The sequence below is a fragment of the Nostoc sp. FACHB-190 genome, assembly GCF_014696905.1.
Taxonomy (GTDB): domain Bacteria; phylum Cyanobacteriota; class Cyanobacteriia; order Cyanobacteriales; family Nostocaceae; genus Nostoc_B.
The window spans coordinates 124,253-141,264 of sequence record NZ_JACJQW010000019.1; the positions used below are offsets into that span (position 1 = coordinate 124,253).

The following is a 17,012-nucleotide window of genomic DNA, read 5'->3' on the forward strand; positions in this document are numbered from 1 at the left end:
TTTCCAAGGATTTATACCAATTCTCTATGAAGATGCAGTTAATTTTTTTACGTAGACGCGCAAGCGGCTTGCCGCAGGCTACCGCCAAGAACGCCAAGTCAGACAAAAATAATTATTTCGTGCAAGCTTACAGAGAATTGGTATTAGCAGTGTTGATGCTGGGAATAATTTCAGGCTGTTCCAGTAATTTTGCTACCTCAAATGATCTTGACTCGAATGGGAGAAAATACACACCATTCACTCTGAAGAATTGTGATTTGACAATTACTTATAAACAACCACCAAAACGGGCTGTGACCATGATGCAATCGGCGACGGAAGTCATGTTAGCCTTGGGTCTAGAAAAGCGGATGGTGGGTACAGCCTACCTGGATAATCCGATTTTGCCAGAGTATCAACAGGCATATTCCCAAATTCCGGTATTAGCACCAAAGTACCCATCGCGGGAAGTTTTTTTGGCAGTCGAGCCGGATTTTGTCTTTTCTAATGAGGAAAGTGCTTTTGCCAAAGAAGTAATTGGCTCACAATCAGAGTTACTTAAACTAGGTATTTCTTCTTATTTGTTGCCCATTGAATGCGATCGCCCAGAACTCAGACCTGAGCGCGTAACGATGGAAAATTTATATCAACAAATTCGGGAAATTGGGCAGATTTTTGCAGTAGAACAACGAGCAGAAAAGTTAATTGGAGAATTGCGATCGCAACTCGCAGCCACCCAACAAAAGCTAGGGAAGGTGACAACCAAAAAGCGGATTTTTTGGTACGATTCTGAAGACCCTCCCCTAACTGTTTCTAATTGGGGAATGCCTAATCATATTATTGAATTAGCTGGGGGAGAAAATATCTTTAAAGATATCCAAGAAAAAAAAGCATGGGTAACAGTTAATTGGGAAGATGTGATTGCACGTCAACCAGATGTAATTGTGCTGATTGATGCTAACTGGTCATCGGCCGAAGAAAAGCGTAAATTACTCAAATCTCATCCTGTTTACTCTCAGTTAAAAGCAGTGCAGCAGGATAAATTTATTGTCATCGGTTTTAGCTACACCATGCCAGGAATTAGGAATGTTGCAGGGGTGAGAAAATTAGCCGAGGCTTTGTATCCAGAAAATTTTCAATGAGTAGGGGAGATGAGGGGACAAGGGGACAAGGGGGCGAGGGGATAAGGGGGACAAGGGGGACAAGGGAGACAAGGGGGACAAGGGGGGCGCTGACAGGTGTAGGTTTTTTACGTTATGTTCCAAAAACCTTGATTTAGGGTGTAGGGGTGTAGGGGTGTGAGGGGGATAGAACTCTGATTAAATCGTGATTTTTAGAGTCGCTACTCATCACTTTGTTAAAAACCTACACTTGTGAGCAAGGGGGGCGAGGGGGCGAGGGGGACAAGGGGGACAAGGTAGATAAGTCTGTAACATGACGAATGACTAATAACTAATGACCAATCACAAATGACTAATGACTAATCTGATACCAAAACAATTGCGAAAAAACAAGCAGCAACGCTACAAGCTGCTCATGGTAGCAATGGTTGTGATATTGTTGGTGTCTGTAACTTTGGCGGTGATGATTGGGCCTGTGCCGATTCCGCCTTTGCGAGTATGGCAGATAGCTTTATCCCAAGTGTTTCCCCAGATGACAGGAGACTGGACGCAAGCACAAGTGCAAATTGTCTGGCTGATCCGCTTTCCCCGTGTGCTGTTGGCTTTTTTTGTGGGTGCTGGACTATCGGTGGTTGGTGTGATTATGCAAGCACTGGTACGTAACCCGTTAGCTGACCCATTTATTCTCGGTATTTCCTCTGGCGCGTCCGTTGGTGCTGTTTTAGTCATTTTATTTGGGATTTTCTCATTTTTTGGTGTATATGCCTTATCTGTTGGGGCGTTTCTCGGTGCGCTGTTGGCTTTTTTTGTGGTGTTTTTTTTAGCACGACGACAGGGAAACCTCTCCTCTACCCGCTTAATTTTAGTTGGTGTAGCAGTATCCTCTTTATTTGAGGCGGTAACAAGTTTTTTGGCGATTAAAGCGGGAAGTGGAGAAGCGACAAGACGAGTGTTATTTTGGCTATTGGGAGGACTTTCGGGAACAACTTGGACAGACTTAATTCTGCCTGTGCTGGCTTTGGTCTGGGGAATTTGGTATTTATTACTTCAGACGCGATCGCTCAATGCACTTCTCATCGGTGAAGAAACAGCACGGACTTTAGGAACTGACACCGATAGTTTCCGGAAACAGTTATTTTTTGTTACTTCCATATTGACAGGTGTCATAGTTGCTGTAAGTGGTGTCATTGGCTTTGTTGGGCTAATGATTCCTCACAGTGTGCGTTTCCTTGTCGGTTCAGATCATCGCCGCGTGTTACCTGTGAGTCTTTTGCTGGGTGGGATTTTCCTGATTTGGGCAGATGTCCTAGCACGTACCATTGTCGCTCCAGAGGAACTACCTATTGGCATTGTTACTGCACTTTTCGGCGCTCCTTTTTTCATTTGGTTGATGCAAGGTAAAGGGGATGGAAAATGAATTTAGAGGTGAAACACCTATGTTGGAGTATTGAGGGAAAACAGATTTTGCATGACATTCATCTGCAAGTGTCATCGGGTGAGTTAGTAGGGCTGATTGGCCCTAATGGTAGTGGTAAATCAAGTTTGCTCAGATGTCTCTATCGTGTCCTGAAGCCAGATAGGGGGGTGATAACTCTCAACGGTAAGAATATCTGGCATTTGAGTACCCGTGAAATGGCACAAACTACAGCAGTTGTTTTGCAAGAGACATCTGCTGATTTTGACTTTACAGTTGCAGAAATGGTACTAATGGGGCGTAATCCCCATCAAGGTTTGTTTGACCGCGAGACAAAAAAAGACCACTTGATAGTTTTGAATGCTTTAATGCAGGTGGGAATGAATGACTTTGCAGAACGTAGTTTTATTTCCCTTTCTGGTGGAGAAAAACAGCGTGTATTAATTGCACGCGCCATCGCTCAACAAGCACAGTTTTTAATTTTGGATGAGCCGACTAATCACCTGGATATTCGCTATCAATTAGAACTTTTGGAACTGGTGAAGGGTTTGGGGGTGACGGCAATTGCAGCGTTGCATGATTTGAATTTGGCTGCTAGTTATTGCGATCGCATTTATGTTGTTCATCATGGCACAATCACAGCAGTCGGAACGCCCCAAGATTTATTACAACCTAGTTTAATCCGTGAGGTATTTGGCGTAGGTTCAACCGTAGAAACCAACCCAAAGAATGGGAAGTTACACATCAGCTTTTTCTTAGATACAAAATAAATCAGTGTGAAAAAACAGGCATTGCTGAATGAGGGGATGAATTTGATGTCTTGGAAATTTTTAACTCCTTATTCTCTCTGCGTCTTTGCGCCTCTGCGTGAGATAAATCATCCCGCAATTATGCAACGCCAAAAAACAAAACTAAGTTAACAAAAGTCAACAAGCCTACCATCCTTTTCCCTCCCACCTCGCTTTCAAGCTAGGAAGCAAGAGTTTAAAATTCTTACTAGTAATGGCTTTAGAGCTTTTTTGCTAAAAAATATCGCTGATGACCGGGGGGAAAATCCTCTAAAATACCAAAGATTTGATAACCGAGACGTTGGTAAAAACCCAAGGCTTGAAAACTAAAGGTATCTAAGTACGCGTTGCCACAACCGCGTTGTTTAGCTAATTTTTCTGCCTCTAGCATCATTTTGCTGCCATATCCTTGACCGCGCAGTGTTTCGGATACCCAAAGATGCGAAATATACAGCCATTCCCAATTTGTTTTACCAACTAATCCAGCCACAATTGTACTGTCAGCATCTCGCACCCAAATAGCTAAAGGCTCGTGTACATCTGGCTGTGTCTGACTGTTGTTATATTCCACCAGATGGCTGATGACAGTACGAATATCTTTTGCATCGGGTTGATGATCGATTGTAATTTTTAGATCACTCATCTGCGTCATTCGTACTAAATGGCGCTAGAATAACACGGAATCGCACTGCCGTAACTTTGGTCTTTCCGAGTCAAGCCTTTGTAAATCCTTCAACTATCTCAAGGTAGAGGTTTGGTAGCGGATTTGACACTATACCCAAATTAGGTTTGTAGCATCTATAACGCTAGTAAGATTTTTATGAATTCCCGGATTCGCTTTTTAATGTGTCCTCCTGACCACTATGATGTAGATTATGTGATTAATCCTTGGATGGAAGGGAATATTCACAAATCCTCACGCGATCGCGCTGTTGAACAGTGGCAGGGTTTATATCAAATTCTCAAAGAACATGCCATTGTAGATTTAGTTACACCGCAAAAAGGCTGGCCTGATTTAGTTTTTACCGCCAACGCCGGTTTAGTTCTGGGGGAAAACGTCGTTCTCAGCCGCTTTTTACACAAAGAACGCCAGGGAGAAGAACCATATTTCAAACAATGGTTTGAAGAAAATGGTTATAAAGTATATGAACTGCCCAAAGATTTACCATTTGAAGGTGCGGGTGATGCACTTCTAGACAGAGAAGGGCGTTGGTTATGGGCGGGATATGGTTTCCGTTCTGAATTAGATTCGCACCCATATCTGGCCAAGTGGCTGGATATTGAAGTGTTATCTCTGCGTTTAATTGATGACAGGTTCTATCACTTAGATACTTGTTTTTGTCCGTTAGCAAATGGCTATTTACTGTATTATCCCGGCGCGTTTGATTCTTACTCCAACCGCTTAATTGAAATGCGCGTCGCCGCAGAAAAGCGCATAGCCATCGCTGAAGCTGATGCTGTCAACTTCGCTTGCAATGCAGTGAATGTTGAGAGTATCGTGATTATGAATAAAGCCAGCGATGCTTTAAAATCTCGGTTGGCAGAAGTTGGTTTTCGAGTCCTGGAAACACCCCTCACCGAATTTCTCAAAGCTGGTGGTGCAGCTAAATGTCTCACTTTACGGGTGACAGAACCAGTCCGCGACGAAGTTCATGCCAATGTTTCTGTCGAAAGTCGGATTATTCGTTTAGAAGGACATTTGCTAGATTCTGGTTTAATTAACCGCGCCTTAGATTTGATTGTTGATACAGGTGGAAGCTTCCAAGTATTGAATTTCAACTTGGGAGAACAGCGCCAAAGTACATCGGCGGCTGAAGTCAAGGTATCAGCGCCATCTCACGAGGTGATGGAAGAAATTATCTCCCTGTTAATTGATTTGGGTGCGGTAGACTTACCCCAAGATGAACGGGATGCGAAACTGGAACCTGTGATTATGGCTGGTGTCGCGCCTGATGATTTCTACGTCAGCACAATTTATCCCACAGAGGTGCGGATCAATGGGCAATGGGTGAAGGTAGAAAATCAACGGATGGACGGTGCGATCGCCATTACTCAAAGTGCCAATGGTATAGTAGCAAGATGTAAAATTCTGCGGGATTTGGAAGTTGGGGAACAGGTAGTTGTCGATGTACTTGGTATCCGCACCATCCGCAAAACAGAATCGCGCGAACAACGCAACGCCCAAGAATTCAGCTTTATGTCCGCCGGGGTTTCCAGTGAACGCCGCGTAGAATTAGTGGTGGAACAAGTCGCTTGGGAATTACGTAAAATCCGTGATGCTGGTGGTAAAGTAGTTGTCACGGCTGGCCCTGTGGTGATTCACACTGGCGGTGGTGAACATCTTTCTCGCTTGATTCGAGAAGGTTATGTGCAGGCTTTACTGGGCGGAAATGCGATCGCTGTTCACGACATCGAGCAGAATATTATGGGAACATCTCTCGGTGTAGATATGAAGCGGGGTGTTGCAGTCCGGGGTGGACATCGCCATCACCTGAAGGTAATTAATAGCGTTCGTCGTCATGGCAGCATTGCCAAGGCTGTAGAGGCGGGGGCAATTAATAGTGGTGTGATGTATGAATGCGTCCGCAATAATGTACCGTTTGTCTTGGCTGGTTCCATTCGGGATGATGGGCCTTTACCTGATACCCAAATGGATTTAATCAAAGCGCAGGAAGAATATGCCCAAAATTTAGAAGGCGCAGAGATGATTTTAATGTTGTCATCAATGCTGCACTCCATTGGTGTGGGGAATATGACCCCATCTGGTGTAAAAATGGTTTGTGTGGATATTAACCCGGCTGTGGTGACTAAATTGAGCGATCGCGGTTCGATTGAATCGGTGGGTGTTGTGACAGATGTGGGATTATTCCTCAGTTTGTTAATCCAGCAGCTTGATAAGTTGACAAGTCCCTACGTTTCTAAGGTAGGTTAGTCAACAGACTACACTAGACGCACACAAAGGAAATGGTAAGAGTAGCTTTAACAAGAGAGTTGCAGATTAACTGGGTTAGTTTCATCGCTGACTTTATGTTGGTAGGAATGGTTTTCGGCCCTCCCATTGCTCCTTTTTTGGCTGCGTCTGGATTATGGTTACTTGGGGGTATTGCGAACATCATTTATTTCATGGGAAATCATGTGTGTCCGCAACCAGAAATGGGCTTAGATTTAGCACCCCCATTTATCATGGCTGTTTGTATGCGCTGTTATGGTACGGTTACAGGTTTGTTAATTACTCGGCTGCTGTATGCTGTGACTGGTGGTAAAGGTTTTTACTGGTTAAGTCAATACGGCTGGAATGGTGCTGCTTTCGCCAGTGTGTTGATGATGGCTTACCCGTTGGAATTAGCAGCACAAATTTTTGACTTGTGGGATTTTAATAATTATCTGGTTACGCCCTTTGGGTTAATTACAGGTTTGGCTTGGGGGCTGTTTACAATGCCGATTTTGCATAATGGGCAACGTGATTGAATACTGTATGAAGTAATAAAGGTGGGTAAAATCTACATATAAAGGCTAACTTATACTTAAACTATGCCTAAGTTAGATATTATTCACAATGCAGTAAAAAATGCACTGATAAAAGATGGCTGGGCAATTACACATGACCCTTATGTAATTCAGTATCGAAGAACAACATTATACGCTGATCTGGGTACTGATCGGGCGATCACAGCTCAGAGCTAATTACTTTATTGATGGCTCAACCGATTTCGGCGCTTGAGTAAAGATTATGAGGTTTATTCCGACGTGAGTGCAGCGATGATTTATGGTTCTTTGCTTCGTCTCATGGTTAGGCGATTAGCTATTTAATATTTACTTTACGAATCAGCTCTTATCCTGTGTTTATGCAATATTTTACAGAAAATAGGCGATCGCCTGCATACACAGCATAAGAGTAGGTGGAGTGCGATCGCATTAGAAGATTTTTCTATCTTCATAGTGAAAAAAGCAGGATATTAAAGGCTATTCCTGCTTTCTACTATGAGTTTGCTTGAGTATTTAAAGCATATTCTTTAAATCTTTCTAAATCAGCCTGAATTGTTGATTCTACAACCCTGCCTAAAAACAGGTTATCCATAATTTTGCCAATAATGCCAGGGATAGCATAGGACACAGTTAGCTTGACAATACTACTAGTGTGGCGATCGTAAAATCGAATCGCTCCCTGATTTGGCAAACCATCAATTGATTTCCACTGGATAATCTGGTTAGGGATAATTTTGAGAATCTGAGATTTCCAAGTAAATTCTAAACCGCCAGTGTTGAGTTTCCAAATAGATATTTCTGGATCATCAGGCGGTATTTTGACCGAATCAATCCATTTCATCCATCGGGGCATTTGTTCTAAATCAGACCACAGACTCCACACTAAATCAATGGGAGCCTCTACTTCTACCTGTACACTATGCTCTAGCCAATCTGACATTCTTTGTTGTTCCTCTGGGGTGCGCTACTGCTTGATTGTCTCTAAAATCGCTTTTGCTGCCCGTCTTCCAGAAATTGTTGCTCCTTCCATACTATCGATATAATCTTGCTGGGTATAGCTACCTGCTAGGAAGAAATTAGGAATGGGAGTTTTTTGGTTGGGGCGGTATAAATCCATCCCTGGGGCTTCTCGATAAAGAGATTGGGCAAGTTTCACAACACCATACCAAGTCATGTTGAGTTCCCGCGATGAGGGGAAAAGTTCATGTACTTGCTTGAGGACGTGCTGGGCGATCGCTTCGTTACTTTCCTTAATAAATGGATCTCCCGGTGTGAGTACTAGTTGCAGTAACGAACCTTGTCCTGGGCGATAGTAATCACTAGGACTAGTCAACGCCAAGTCAGCAAAACAAGAAAAGTCTGCATCAGCAGTATACAGCAAGTTATCTATGCCTGCGGCATGGTTGAGTTGTTGACGTTTCTCAGCATCTTGCAATTCTGTCACCCAACCATCAAAACGCAACTGGACTGTAGCTACAGGTACTGCATCTAATTTATAAATATTGTCAAATTCCGACCATTTTCGCCAATCTGCGGGTAATATTCGCTGAATGCCTGGAATATCACAGGCGCAGACATAAGCATCTGCGGTGATGGTTTCTGTGGTATCACCTTGAGCTACGACTATCCCAGTAACGTGGGTTTGTCCATCTGCTTCGGCAAATTGAATTTCTCGGACTTGGCGACGAGTATAAACTTTCGTGCCTCTGGCTGCCAAATATTCCAGAATTGGTTTATGTAAATACCCTTCCGGGGAACCTTCCAACATCCGCAACACAGAAGCTTCGCTTCTGACTGCGAAAAACTGGAAGATAGTTAACATACAACGGGCAGAAATATTTTCACAGTCAATGAATCCCAACGCATAAGCGATGGGATTCCACATCCGTTTAATGCTACCTTCACTACCACCGTGACGACGAAACCAATCAGCAAAGCTAATTTTATCTAGGTTGCGGATGGTTTTCATTGCCCCGTCAAAGTCTACTAATCCTCTGACAATGGGACTGGTACCAAGGGCGATCGCATTTTGTAACTTATCTTGTAAAGATAGTTGGGAAGTTGTGAAAAATGCTTTCAAGCCATTAAAAGGCGCACCTGTGAAAAAACGAAAATCTAATGCACCGGTGCGTCCGCCCTTATTAATAAAAGTATGGGTGTGTTCTTTCAGGCGTAAATGTGACAACGCACCCACTTTTTCCATTAACTCAAACAATTGATAGTAGCAGCCAAAAAAGACGTGCAAACCCATTTCTACATGGTTGCCATCGCCATCTACCCAACTGCCGACTTTACCACCAACAAACGGACGGGACTCAAAAATCTGGACTTCACAGCCAGCATCGGCTAAATCTACTGCGGTTGCTAGTCCAGCCAATCCCGCACCTACAATTGCAACGCGCATTCCGTTCTACCTCTTCAGTTTCTTTACAAATTGTAACTGGGTTGGTGTCGGAATTTGCCACTAGCATCAAGCCGATTTGCGAGGTTTCACACTCGCTGAGTTAGAAATTAGTTGTCAGAGATTGATCAGGAGTCCACCAGTATGTAGATGCACTATGGGGTTCAACCCAGGAGTAATAAAAGCTATTTTATTACTTGATTTAATTCCTGATTACTAAATTTACTTCCTGCAAAATGCTTGTGTGGGGTTACACAAACAGAAGTAAAGGTGGACTGAAAAAGCATAATAGATATTTCTAGTCAAAGTAGTGACTATTCTAGGATGCTTTTTCTTTTCTATTTTGCTTCCTTGTTGTCATCAGATGTTGGTAATCCTCGAATCAGTTCTCGAATTACATCTGTTGCAGGTCTACCTGTCTGCTGACAATATTTTTCTAGCTTTTCTGCTTCCTGTGTTGCTAGATTCACAGTTATACGTTTAACGGCCCATTTTTTATTAGTCATTATCATGCTATCTGCTGTATGTTAACACCATCAAAACAACAAAAGACTCCAGATAAGGAGGTATAAGATTATCAGAGTTTGTGTCAAGAAACAAGCAATGCTACAGACACAAAAATCATCATTTTGTCAAATTATTCATCATTTTTGTGGAAGATAATCAGAACGGGATCACTATTGTGGCAGGAAAAGTCCTTGGTGTACATTCATGAGTTGTAACAATTGCACTAATGATGTTTTCAAGACAACCTGACATGAAATTTCATCAATTAATTTGAGATACCTAAGCTTCACTCAATTGAGATTACCGATATTTTTATTCAGAAAAAGTATTTCAACTTTTCTGCTGCATCACCTCATTTGTCAACAACGTTAGACGCTAATACATCTACTAGTTATTTAGGTGTGTATATTTGACTGGTAATTACCCAATAGTAAGCACCTACAAAGGTTCACTCCCAATATTCACCAGTTTTTATCTGAATTTAGGCATGATTTTTTGGTACTCATTGGGTGAATATATCAACAAATTATGGTTGATGATTTCAGCAATCATTGACTGACTCTTTTATCTCAAATGGGTAAAAATGAGATTTGATTAATTACTATTTTTAGTAGTAATACAGTGATGTTTGAGTTGATTACGAATTCTGTGCTGAAGTTTTCGTAAATTTTGCAATTATAGTTTTGTTCTGCACACATCACTATTTTCGTTTCATGATTTGATCAACTATGACAAGCCTCTAATTGATGAAACGAATTTTAGTCAGTCTGTCGTACAAACTTAGGAATAAATCTCAATTTGCTTTGGAAAAATTTTAATTCTTTTTTAGCTTTCCTCCTTGGAAATTCCAGTCCAAAATTATTTAATCAGCACTCACCTCATAAGGGAATAGTTGCTTGATTTTTAGTGTTAAGGCTATTATAACCATGATTTTTCGGCTTTAAATAATCTTCATTTAGTACTTTATTAGCAGGTTTATCGAGCTTTATAAAAAAAATATAAAGGATGAAATGTCTGAAATAAAGTTTTCAGTAATTACTGAGAAAAATAACCTTGATGATTATCAAGAAGCATCAGAATTTCAACATTTTAGGATAAAGTTCAAATAGTTATTTAACTTCCTCATTAAGCTGTTCAAAAAATGATCACTGGAATAGTTATCATAATTTAGTGAAAAAATTACCGAAAATTTCCAGCATATCTATGCTTCATGAACTTTGCATAAAGTAATTTAGCCAAGCCCTAAATATTGAGGGGCAGAATAATCTAAAAACACAAGCAAATCTGCTTTGTATTTGTCTTCACTAGCCAACTAAACAAATCCTGAAATTTTGGGATTTTGGGGGAAGATAAGGGAAAAGAGGCAAGAGGGAACACTGATCCTGCTGGAGACGCTACGCGAATGACAAGCTATACCAAGTTGCAATCAAAGACAGTAATTTGAGATGGGAGTGGGGAGTAGGAATACTATTTCTGAACGCAACCCATACCAAATTGAAGAATGATTGCGACAAATGAATTGCCCAAAAGCTTACCAGTAAAGCCTGTCTCAATCCAAAATCTAAAATCTAACATGGTATTGGTATAAGGATTTTAGACACATACACCCCTATACCCTCGCCAAAACCCTTGATTTTTCGTTTTTATGCGTAAGTTCTCATGTTGATGAAATTACAGTTGTGGCATAAGTTGTAAAGTGCCAAGACCCAAATCTTTGGGTGAAAGCGATCGCGCTTCAAACAAAGCCACCATATCGCGCAGTTGAGGATTACCGCGAGCTGCGCCGGTTAATCCTTTGGCAATAATTAAACCGCAGTAACCTTTGGTGTTCTTACACCTCTGATTCCATTTTTTGCGAGCTTCGACATGGATGGGATCATCATCTAAAAATTCGCCGAATAAAAACAATTCACCATTTTGAGTTTGCAGCAAACCCAAGTCGTAGCGATCGCCATCAAACGGATCAGCGCCAGGATTAAAGCAGATGGCTTTGAGTCCACCAGCCGCTTCTATATTTTCAATTACCGTCTTGGCTTTGGGGCGGGAAGTTTGAATCAAGATTACAGGTAATCCATCACCTACCTGTTTAATTTCCCCGGCTGGATGATAAGTTACACCTTTGCGGAGATATTCCAACATTTCCCAAGACACCACACCCAAGCTGAGAAAAGAATCTTCAGGAATTAAGTCATCGCGTAAAGACCGGAAAATCGGGGAATCTGATGTGTCTATTTCCGATTCATCTGTACCAAAGCCAGCCATTTCCTCTAACTCAGCAGCCAATTTTGGCATCGAAGCAACCTTCACTGGAACCGATTTAGTTGCGCCCTCGGCTTCGGGAAGAGAAATTCGATAGCGATGGCTGAGTTCTGGGAAGATGTCATCAGATAACTGACGACGATGGTCACGAATAAAACGACATAAACTTTCTAAAGCAACATAAACTACTAGCGCCTCTTCGTCATATAAAACAGAACGCAGTCCTTCTAAGGGGTGAATGTTGCCAAAAGTCGGGGCGATTTCTGATAACTCCATCTCGGCTAAATCGTCTGTTTCATCTTCATCCTCGTCATCCGCATCGAGGCTTTCAAAAGTGAGAAATAGACAATCTTGCTTGAGAAAAGCTTCTTCTAAATGTCCTTGGGAATCTTCATGTTGCAAAACTGCGGCCCGAAAACGTTGCAGGGATTCTTCCGAGCGATAAAACAAAATGCCGTACTCCATCCCCAACATTCCCATAACTGAGGCGTAAAGTTTCCCGACATCCCATTTATTAATTTCGATGGAGATAATTTGCTGTTCTTCCAAAAATTCCCAAGGGGCTGCTTGCCAAAGGGCAAAAGCCTTTTCTTGCAAAGCTTGGGCATACTGTGGCGGTAAATCTGGAATTTGGCTATCAACAATTTCTGCAAAGCCGCGAAATAATTCATCAATTAAGGGTAAGTCTGGGGCGTAGTCAATCACAATATCTAAATCTTGCAGCACGCCACGCAGGTAAAATTGAATTTCTCGGTCTTTGACTACAATTTTTTGGGGTCTGGCAGGTTTAGCCGGACTGTGGGGATGCTCCATTGCCCGCATCAGGGTGCGAACAATTGCTTCTGGGCCTGTTTCGGGAGGTACTACATCCATGCCACGAACAACACCTTGTGAGCCATCAACCCAAAGAATACAATCACCATTGGCCGATGAGTCGGAATGCGGGATTGGTGACGATGACAATGGACGGCGATCGCCCTCCCATACAGAAGGAATTTGGGGTAATTTATTCAACCGACGATTGGTAGAGCGATTAAAACTTGTCATAGAGTCAGTTCATCAAAGGAAGCAATTTGTATATCAACTGTTGGGGATGGCTAACCTGGAAAGAAATTTTCCGGGCTGTACCTGGAGAGGAATGGCGACTCAGGTTGCCACAAGGCTGAAATTCTGAAAATACCGAATGTTTAAATACACCGAGTCTCTCAATTCTAGAATAAAAAGCTTTGCCTGCTTTTGACGGAGTGTTTACAATTGGCAATTTCTGGCCTCAATGTCGCTAGAATATATACACAAATTACCCATCAACCCAGCAGCAATTACAAGTTTGTATAAAGTTACTAGTTATTAAGGAGTTAACAAAATATGACACAAGCAACCCAACCTCAACAACGTGGCATTTTATTAAGCGAAGCAGCTTTGCGCCAAGTCAAACTCCTGCAAGCGCAACAAGGTCAAGATTTATGCCTGCGGGTAGGAGTGCGACAAGGGGGATGCTCCGGGATGTCTTATATGATGGACTTTGAAGACAAGAGCAAGATCACCCCCCAGGATGACGTTTTTGACTATGACGGCTTTCAAATTGTTTGCGATCGCAAAAGCCTGTTGTATTTGTATGGCTTGATGCTTGACTATAGCAATGCGATGATTGGCGGCGGTTTTCAGTTCACTAACCCTAACGCTAGTCAAACCTGTGGTTGTGGTAAGTCATTTGGTGTGTAGTAAGATTGTCATTTGTCATTTGTTCTTTATATTGACTAATGACTATTGACCAATGACTATTGACTCTTGACTAATGACTAACACCGTTGAATCCTTGTTTGATGAAGGTTTGGAACGTTATAAAGCTGGCGAATCAGTGGATGCTTTGATCCCTGTGTTTAAGGAGGTATGCGATCGCGCTCCCAAAACCGCCGCCGCTTGGATTTGTCTAGCATGGTTATATATGTTAGACAACAAGTCCAACTTAGCTTATAAGGCTGCACAAAAAGCTGTCAAGCTAAGTCCCCAAGACCCACAAGCCAGAGTTAATTTAGCTATAGCAATGCTAGAAACTGGTCAAAAAGGGTTACGCCAACACATTGATGTTGTACAACAGTTATTCTTGGTAAACCCAGAATGGCGCGATGAAATTAACAGTAGTATTGAAGACGGTCTGAGTCGAAAACCAGACTGGGAAAGTCTCAGAAAAGTTAAGAAGTGGTTATTTGAAGAGTAGAGGTGAGAGGATAGAGGTTAGCGGCTAGGGGCTAGAGGTGAAAGTAACATCCTTAGTGAGCGTCACTTTGTCATAGCTAATTTATATTGCTTAATTTTTATATTCCTAACCTCTAGCCCCTAGCCCTAGCCCCTAGTCTCAAATTGTCGATATGAAAGATAAACTACTAAATTGGCTGAACTTGATTTTGGTAGCCGATGTGTTCTTGGTGTTATTTGGCTTTGGTTGGTTTGCGATCGCAGTTTTTGGTGATGCTGCGGGCATAAATTTGGGTCTTGATTTATGGCACAAGCTTTGGCAACCATTATTTAACCCCGCTATTGGCATCCTGATGGGGGGTGCAATTTTAAGCGGAATTATCAGTTGGGTATCTCGGAAATTTCTCACTGATTAGTTATTTGTCAATAGTCAATAGTCAAAAAACTGGACTATTGACTATTGACTTTTATTATAAAATTTGCTTCAAAGCTGGTTGTAAATTGGGATATTGATAGGTGAAACCTGATTCTAAAGTGCGCTTTGGCAGAACCTGTTGACCTTCTAAAACGACAATTGCGCCGTCTCCCAGTAAAGCTTCAATGGCAAAAGCCGGAACAGGCAACCAAGAAGGACGATTTAAGACTGTTCCGACAGTTTGAGCCAGATCATTCATCCGCACCGGATTTGGAGCAGTGGCATTATATACTCCTTCCATATCTGACTTGCTTAAAGCTTGCAAAATTAAGTTCACTACATCGTCAATATGAATCCACGAAAACCATTGGCGACCACTACCAATTGGCCCTCCAGCAAACATCTGAAAAGGTGGAATCATTTTGGCTAAAGCTCCACCCTTACCAAGAACAATCCCAAAACGCAGAATTACCAGTCGCACACCTGCATCTTTAACCTTTGTGGCTTCTGCTTCCCAGGCTTGGCAGACTTGAGCCAAAAAATCATTACCCGATACACTGGCTTCATCAAAAGTAGCGGTTTCACTTGTACCGTAGAAACCAATAGCCGAAGTGTTAACTAATACTCTGGGTTTGGAGTTAGCTTTAGCTATGGCTTCAACTATTTTCTGAGTACCTAGCTGACGACTATTGAGGATTTCTTGCTTACGTTCTGCTGTCCAGCGTCCCTCACCAATAGGTTCGCCTGCCAGATTCACGACAGCTTCGCAACCACTAACGGCATCTTGCCAAGTACCTGATGTTGTTGGTGTGTATGTAATAATTTCTACACTAGGAAAATTGACGGCTGGAAACACCTTTTGAGCAAAACCAGCATTACGTGTTAATACCAATACTTGATGACCTTCGGTTTGCAGTCTTTCTACTAAACGACTCCCGACTAATCCTGTTGCTCCTGTAATTGCTACTTTCATTCTGCACCTCCCCAAAGCCTTATACAATTTTGGATTTTAGATTGAAAATTGCTGTCTCAATCTATGTTCGGCCAATCCATTTCCCGCCATTCTCTAGAAAATTGGACTTATTTTAAAGTTTTTTATCAAATTTTCAAGATGTGTTTCTCTGGTAAGTTAGGGAAAAGCACTGAATTTCAGCCAATTTGCCAGTACCTTTATGTAATCAATCTGTAATGTATTGCCGTTTGGCGGCTTTGGTATTATACGATGGACGGAGTGTTGCAATGCTTGGGGCTATTATGGCTCGCTATACCTGTTCATTTACAATTGGTCTTTCGATTGACCGTCTTCAGCCATTATTGTTAGAACTTCTCCAAGGCTGCGATTTGGAAATTCAGTATTACAAGTCAGATTACATTCTGGCTCGTGAAATTCCTGGTAATGTTTTCTTTTCTAAATCGGTCAAAGTTGAAGTATTCATTGACAGATCAAGCGCCACTGAAACAGAATCCCGGATGAGTGTCATTGTGAAAAATGAAGAATTGCCCATTTACTTGGAGAATCACTGCCAAAAAATGTTTGAATTTGTCAAACAGGAAATTGAACAAAGTCGCCATTGGCATTTAATTCAAAGTCTCGCTGGTTAATTACAGCAGATTTCAAGTGAGTGAAATACATCATTTAGTTGTTAAAGCTAAATAGATAGCCTATTCTCATTGTGAATTCTGCTGTAAGTGGAAGGCTACTAGTACAGGTCGGCTTAAATAAACAGACCACACTTCGGCTGCGCTCAGTACAAGTACGCTCAGTGACCATAAGAAATTGCTAAAAGGCTTGTGGTATAGTTATTATTTCTTTTTCCTTTTGCCTTATTGTACTAGGCTAACTGCGACAAATTAAGCTGGTGTAAAACAGGCGAACTATCCGCAAATTAGCTGATTTTTATTTTTGCACATCTTCTGGATCGTCGGTCATACCAGGGTTAATTAGAGTGATATCGTACTCACTGGAATCAGTTTGTCCTGAACGTTGAGTATTTCTCAAGAGATAATAAATGGCGCGTACTTGAGGGCCAAAAACAATTTCATCTTCATTTTTTAAATCGTGGGCTGGCATTTTGCGCCCATTAATCATCAGTCCATTGGCACTAGGTCTACCTTTGGCATCACCATCTACAATTCGATAGTAATCTGTTTGATTGTTTTTTCCTCTTGGCAATCTGACTAAGGTAGCATGATGGCGAGAGACAAACTGAGAGAATAAACGGATGTTGCAATCACGGTCTCGACCAATAGAGTAAACAGGATTTTCGAGAGAAAATTCCTTACGACCTTGATCATCTTCAAGAATCAGTAGATGGCTTTCATGAGTTTCTGGTGCCATTGATATATCGTGATCACTATCAACAGAATTTTGATTAATTAATGTTGGTCTATTATTATTTACTACCATTCTTGCTTACTACAGTCTGTGGTGATAACTCTGACAAAC

At 41.8% G+C, this 17,012-nt stretch carries 18 protein-coding genes and 1 pseudogene; 12 read left to right on the top strand and 7 right to left on the bottom strand.

The genetic code is table 11. From position 1 onward, the window contains the following. Positions 1-32: 32 nt before the first annotated feature. From H6G28_RS20365 to H6G28_RS36585, 4 genes are all read left to right on the top strand, one after another. Positions 33-1,121 (top strand): ABC transporter substrate-binding protein, encoded by a 1,089-nt coding sequence (locus tag H6G28_RS20365; protein WP_190673595.1) that lies wholly within the window; start codon positions 33-35, stop codon positions 1,119-1,121. A gap of 334 nt (positions 1,122-1,455) precedes the next feature. After that, positions 1,456-2,517 (top strand): FecCD family ABC transporter permease, encoded by a 1,062-nt coding sequence (locus H6G28_RS20370; RefSeq protein ID WP_190673598.1) that lies wholly within the window; start codon positions 1,456-1,458, stop codon positions 2,515-2,517. Next, positions 2,514-3,284 (top strand): ABC transporter ATP-binding protein, encoded by a 771-nt coding sequence (locus tag H6G28_RS20375; RefSeq protein ID WP_190673600.1) that lies wholly within the window; start codon positions 2,514-2,516, stop codon positions 3,282-3,284. Before H6G28_RS20370 ends, H6G28_RS20375 begins: the two co-directional genes overlap by 4 nt. A gap of 6 nt (positions 3,285-3,290) precedes the next feature. Continuing rightward, on the top strand, positions 3,291-3,434 hold the full coding sequence (locus H6G28_RS36585) for a hypothetical protein (RefSeq protein ID WP_206758263.1): 144 nt from the start codon (positions 3,291-3,293) through the stop codon (positions 3,432-3,434). A gap of 88 nt (positions 3,435-3,522) precedes the next feature. Here the strand turns inward: H6G28_RS36585 and H6G28_RS20380 are convergent, their stop codons facing one another. Further along, on the bottom strand, positions 3,523-3,945 hold the full coding sequence (locus H6G28_RS20380) for a GNAT family N-acetyltransferase (protein WP_190673603.1): 423 nt from the start codon (positions 3,943-3,945) through the stop codon (positions 3,523-3,525). A gap of 177 nt (positions 3,946-4,122) precedes the next feature. Here H6G28_RS20380 and argZ point away from each other — a divergent pair, with 177 nt between their 5' ends. From argZ to H6G28_RS20400, 4 genes and pseudogenes are all read left to right on the top strand, one after another. Then, positions 4,123-6,234 carry a bifunctional arginine dihydrolase/ornithine cyclodeaminase gene (argZ, locus tag H6G28_RS20385; protein ID WP_190590665.1) on the top strand — a complete coding sequence of 704 codons (2,112 nt, stop codon included), beginning with the start codon at positions 4,123-4,125 and terminating at the stop codon, positions 6,232-6,234. 32 nt (positions 6,235-6,266) lie between these two features. Then, on the top strand, positions 6,267-6,770 hold the full coding sequence (locus H6G28_RS20390; RefSeq protein ID WP_190590666.1) for a DUF2085 domain-containing protein: 504 nt from the start codon (positions 6,267-6,269) through the stop codon (positions 6,768-6,770). 63 nt (positions 6,771-6,833) lie between these two features. Further along, entirely contained in the window at positions 6,834-6,986 is a 153-nt protein-coding gene (locus H6G28_RS20395; RefSeq protein WP_242048195.1) for an element excision factor XisH family protein, read from the top strand. A gap of 12 nt (positions 6,987-6,998) precedes the next feature. After that, a pseudogene (locus H6G28_RS20400) lies at positions 6,999-7,112 on the top strand (IS5/IS1182 family transposase); the annotation flags it as partial. Positions 7,113-7,281: 169 nt separating this feature from the next. Here H6G28_RS20400 and H6G28_RS20405 read toward each other — a convergent pair. The 4 genes from H6G28_RS20405 to H6G28_RS20420 all read right to left on the bottom strand — a co-directional run bounded on the left by H6G28_RS20405 (position 7,282) and on the right by H6G28_RS20420 (position 13,002). Further along, positions 7,282-7,728, bottom strand: a complete 447-nt coding sequence (locus H6G28_RS20405) for an SRPBCC family protein (RefSeq protein ID WP_190673606.1) — start codon at positions 7,726-7,728, stop codon at positions 7,282-7,284. A 24-nt stretch (positions 7,729-7,752) separates the two neighbouring features. Further along, positions 7,753-9,192 carry a 9,9'-di-cis-zeta-carotene desaturase gene (zds, locus tag H6G28_RS20410; protein ID WP_190590668.1) on the bottom strand — a complete coding sequence of 480 codons (1,440 nt, stop codon included), beginning with the start codon at positions 9,190-9,192 and terminating at the stop codon, positions 7,753-7,755. 335 nt (positions 9,193-9,527) lie between these two features. Next, positions 9,528-9,701 carry a ribbon-helix-helix domain-containing protein gene (locus tag H6G28_RS20415; protein WP_015115823.1) on the bottom strand — a complete coding sequence of 58 codons (174 nt, stop codon included), beginning with the start codon at positions 9,699-9,701 and terminating at the stop codon, positions 9,528-9,530. Between the two features lie 1,666 nt (positions 9,702-11,367). Next, positions 11,368-13,002: a DUF6930 domain-containing protein gene (locus H6G28_RS20420; RefSeq protein ID WP_190590669.1), complete on the bottom strand. Its 1,635-nt coding sequence runs from the start codon at positions 13,000-13,002 to the stop codon at positions 11,368-11,370. A gap of 318 nt (positions 13,003-13,320) precedes the next feature. Here H6G28_RS20420 and H6G28_RS20425 point away from each other — a divergent pair, with 318 nt between their 5' ends. The 3 genes from H6G28_RS20425 to H6G28_RS20435 all read left to right on the top strand — a co-directional run bounded on the left by H6G28_RS20425 (position 13,321) and on the right by H6G28_RS20435 (position 14,567). Continuing rightward, a complete protein-coding gene (locus tag H6G28_RS20425) occupies positions 13,321-13,677 on the top strand; it encodes an iron-sulfur cluster assembly accessory protein (protein ID WP_190590670.1) in 357 nt (118 codons plus the stop codon). A 73-nt stretch (positions 13,678-13,750) separates the two neighbouring features. Then, entirely contained in the window at positions 13,751-14,173 is a 423-nt protein-coding gene (locus tag H6G28_RS20430) for a hypothetical protein (RefSeq protein ID WP_190673608.1), read from the top strand. A gap of 151 nt (positions 14,174-14,324) precedes the next feature. Then, entirely contained in the window at positions 14,325-14,567 is a 243-nt protein-coding gene (locus tag H6G28_RS20435) for a DUF8620 family protein (RefSeq protein ID WP_062297575.1), read from the top strand. A gap of 54 nt (positions 14,568-14,621) precedes the next feature. Here H6G28_RS20435 and thyD read toward each other — a convergent pair whose 3' ends face one another. Then, the gene (gene thyD, locus H6G28_RS20440) at positions 14,622-15,539 is read right to left on the bottom strand and encodes a thylakoid membrane protein ThyD (RefSeq protein ID WP_190590672.1); all 918 of its coding nucleotides are present in this window, start codon (positions 15,537-15,539) and stop codon (positions 14,622-14,624) included. A 281-nt stretch (positions 15,540-15,820) separates the two neighbouring features. On the opposite strand from thyD, the gene H6G28_RS20445 reads away from it, so the two are divergent. After that, complete coding sequence (locus tag H6G28_RS20445; protein WP_190590725.1) at positions 15,821-16,168, top strand: hypothetical protein; 348 nt, start codon at positions 15,821-15,823, stop codon at positions 16,166-16,168. A gap of 295 nt (positions 16,169-16,463) precedes the next feature. On the opposite strand, the gene H6G28_RS20450 is transcribed toward H6G28_RS20445, so the two are convergent. Next, positions 16,464-16,973, bottom strand: coding sequence for an FHA domain-containing protein (locus H6G28_RS20450; protein WP_190590673.1), 510 nt, complete (start codon positions 16,971-16,973; stop codon positions 16,464-16,466). Between the last annotated feature and the right edge of the window lie 39 nt (positions 16,974-17,012).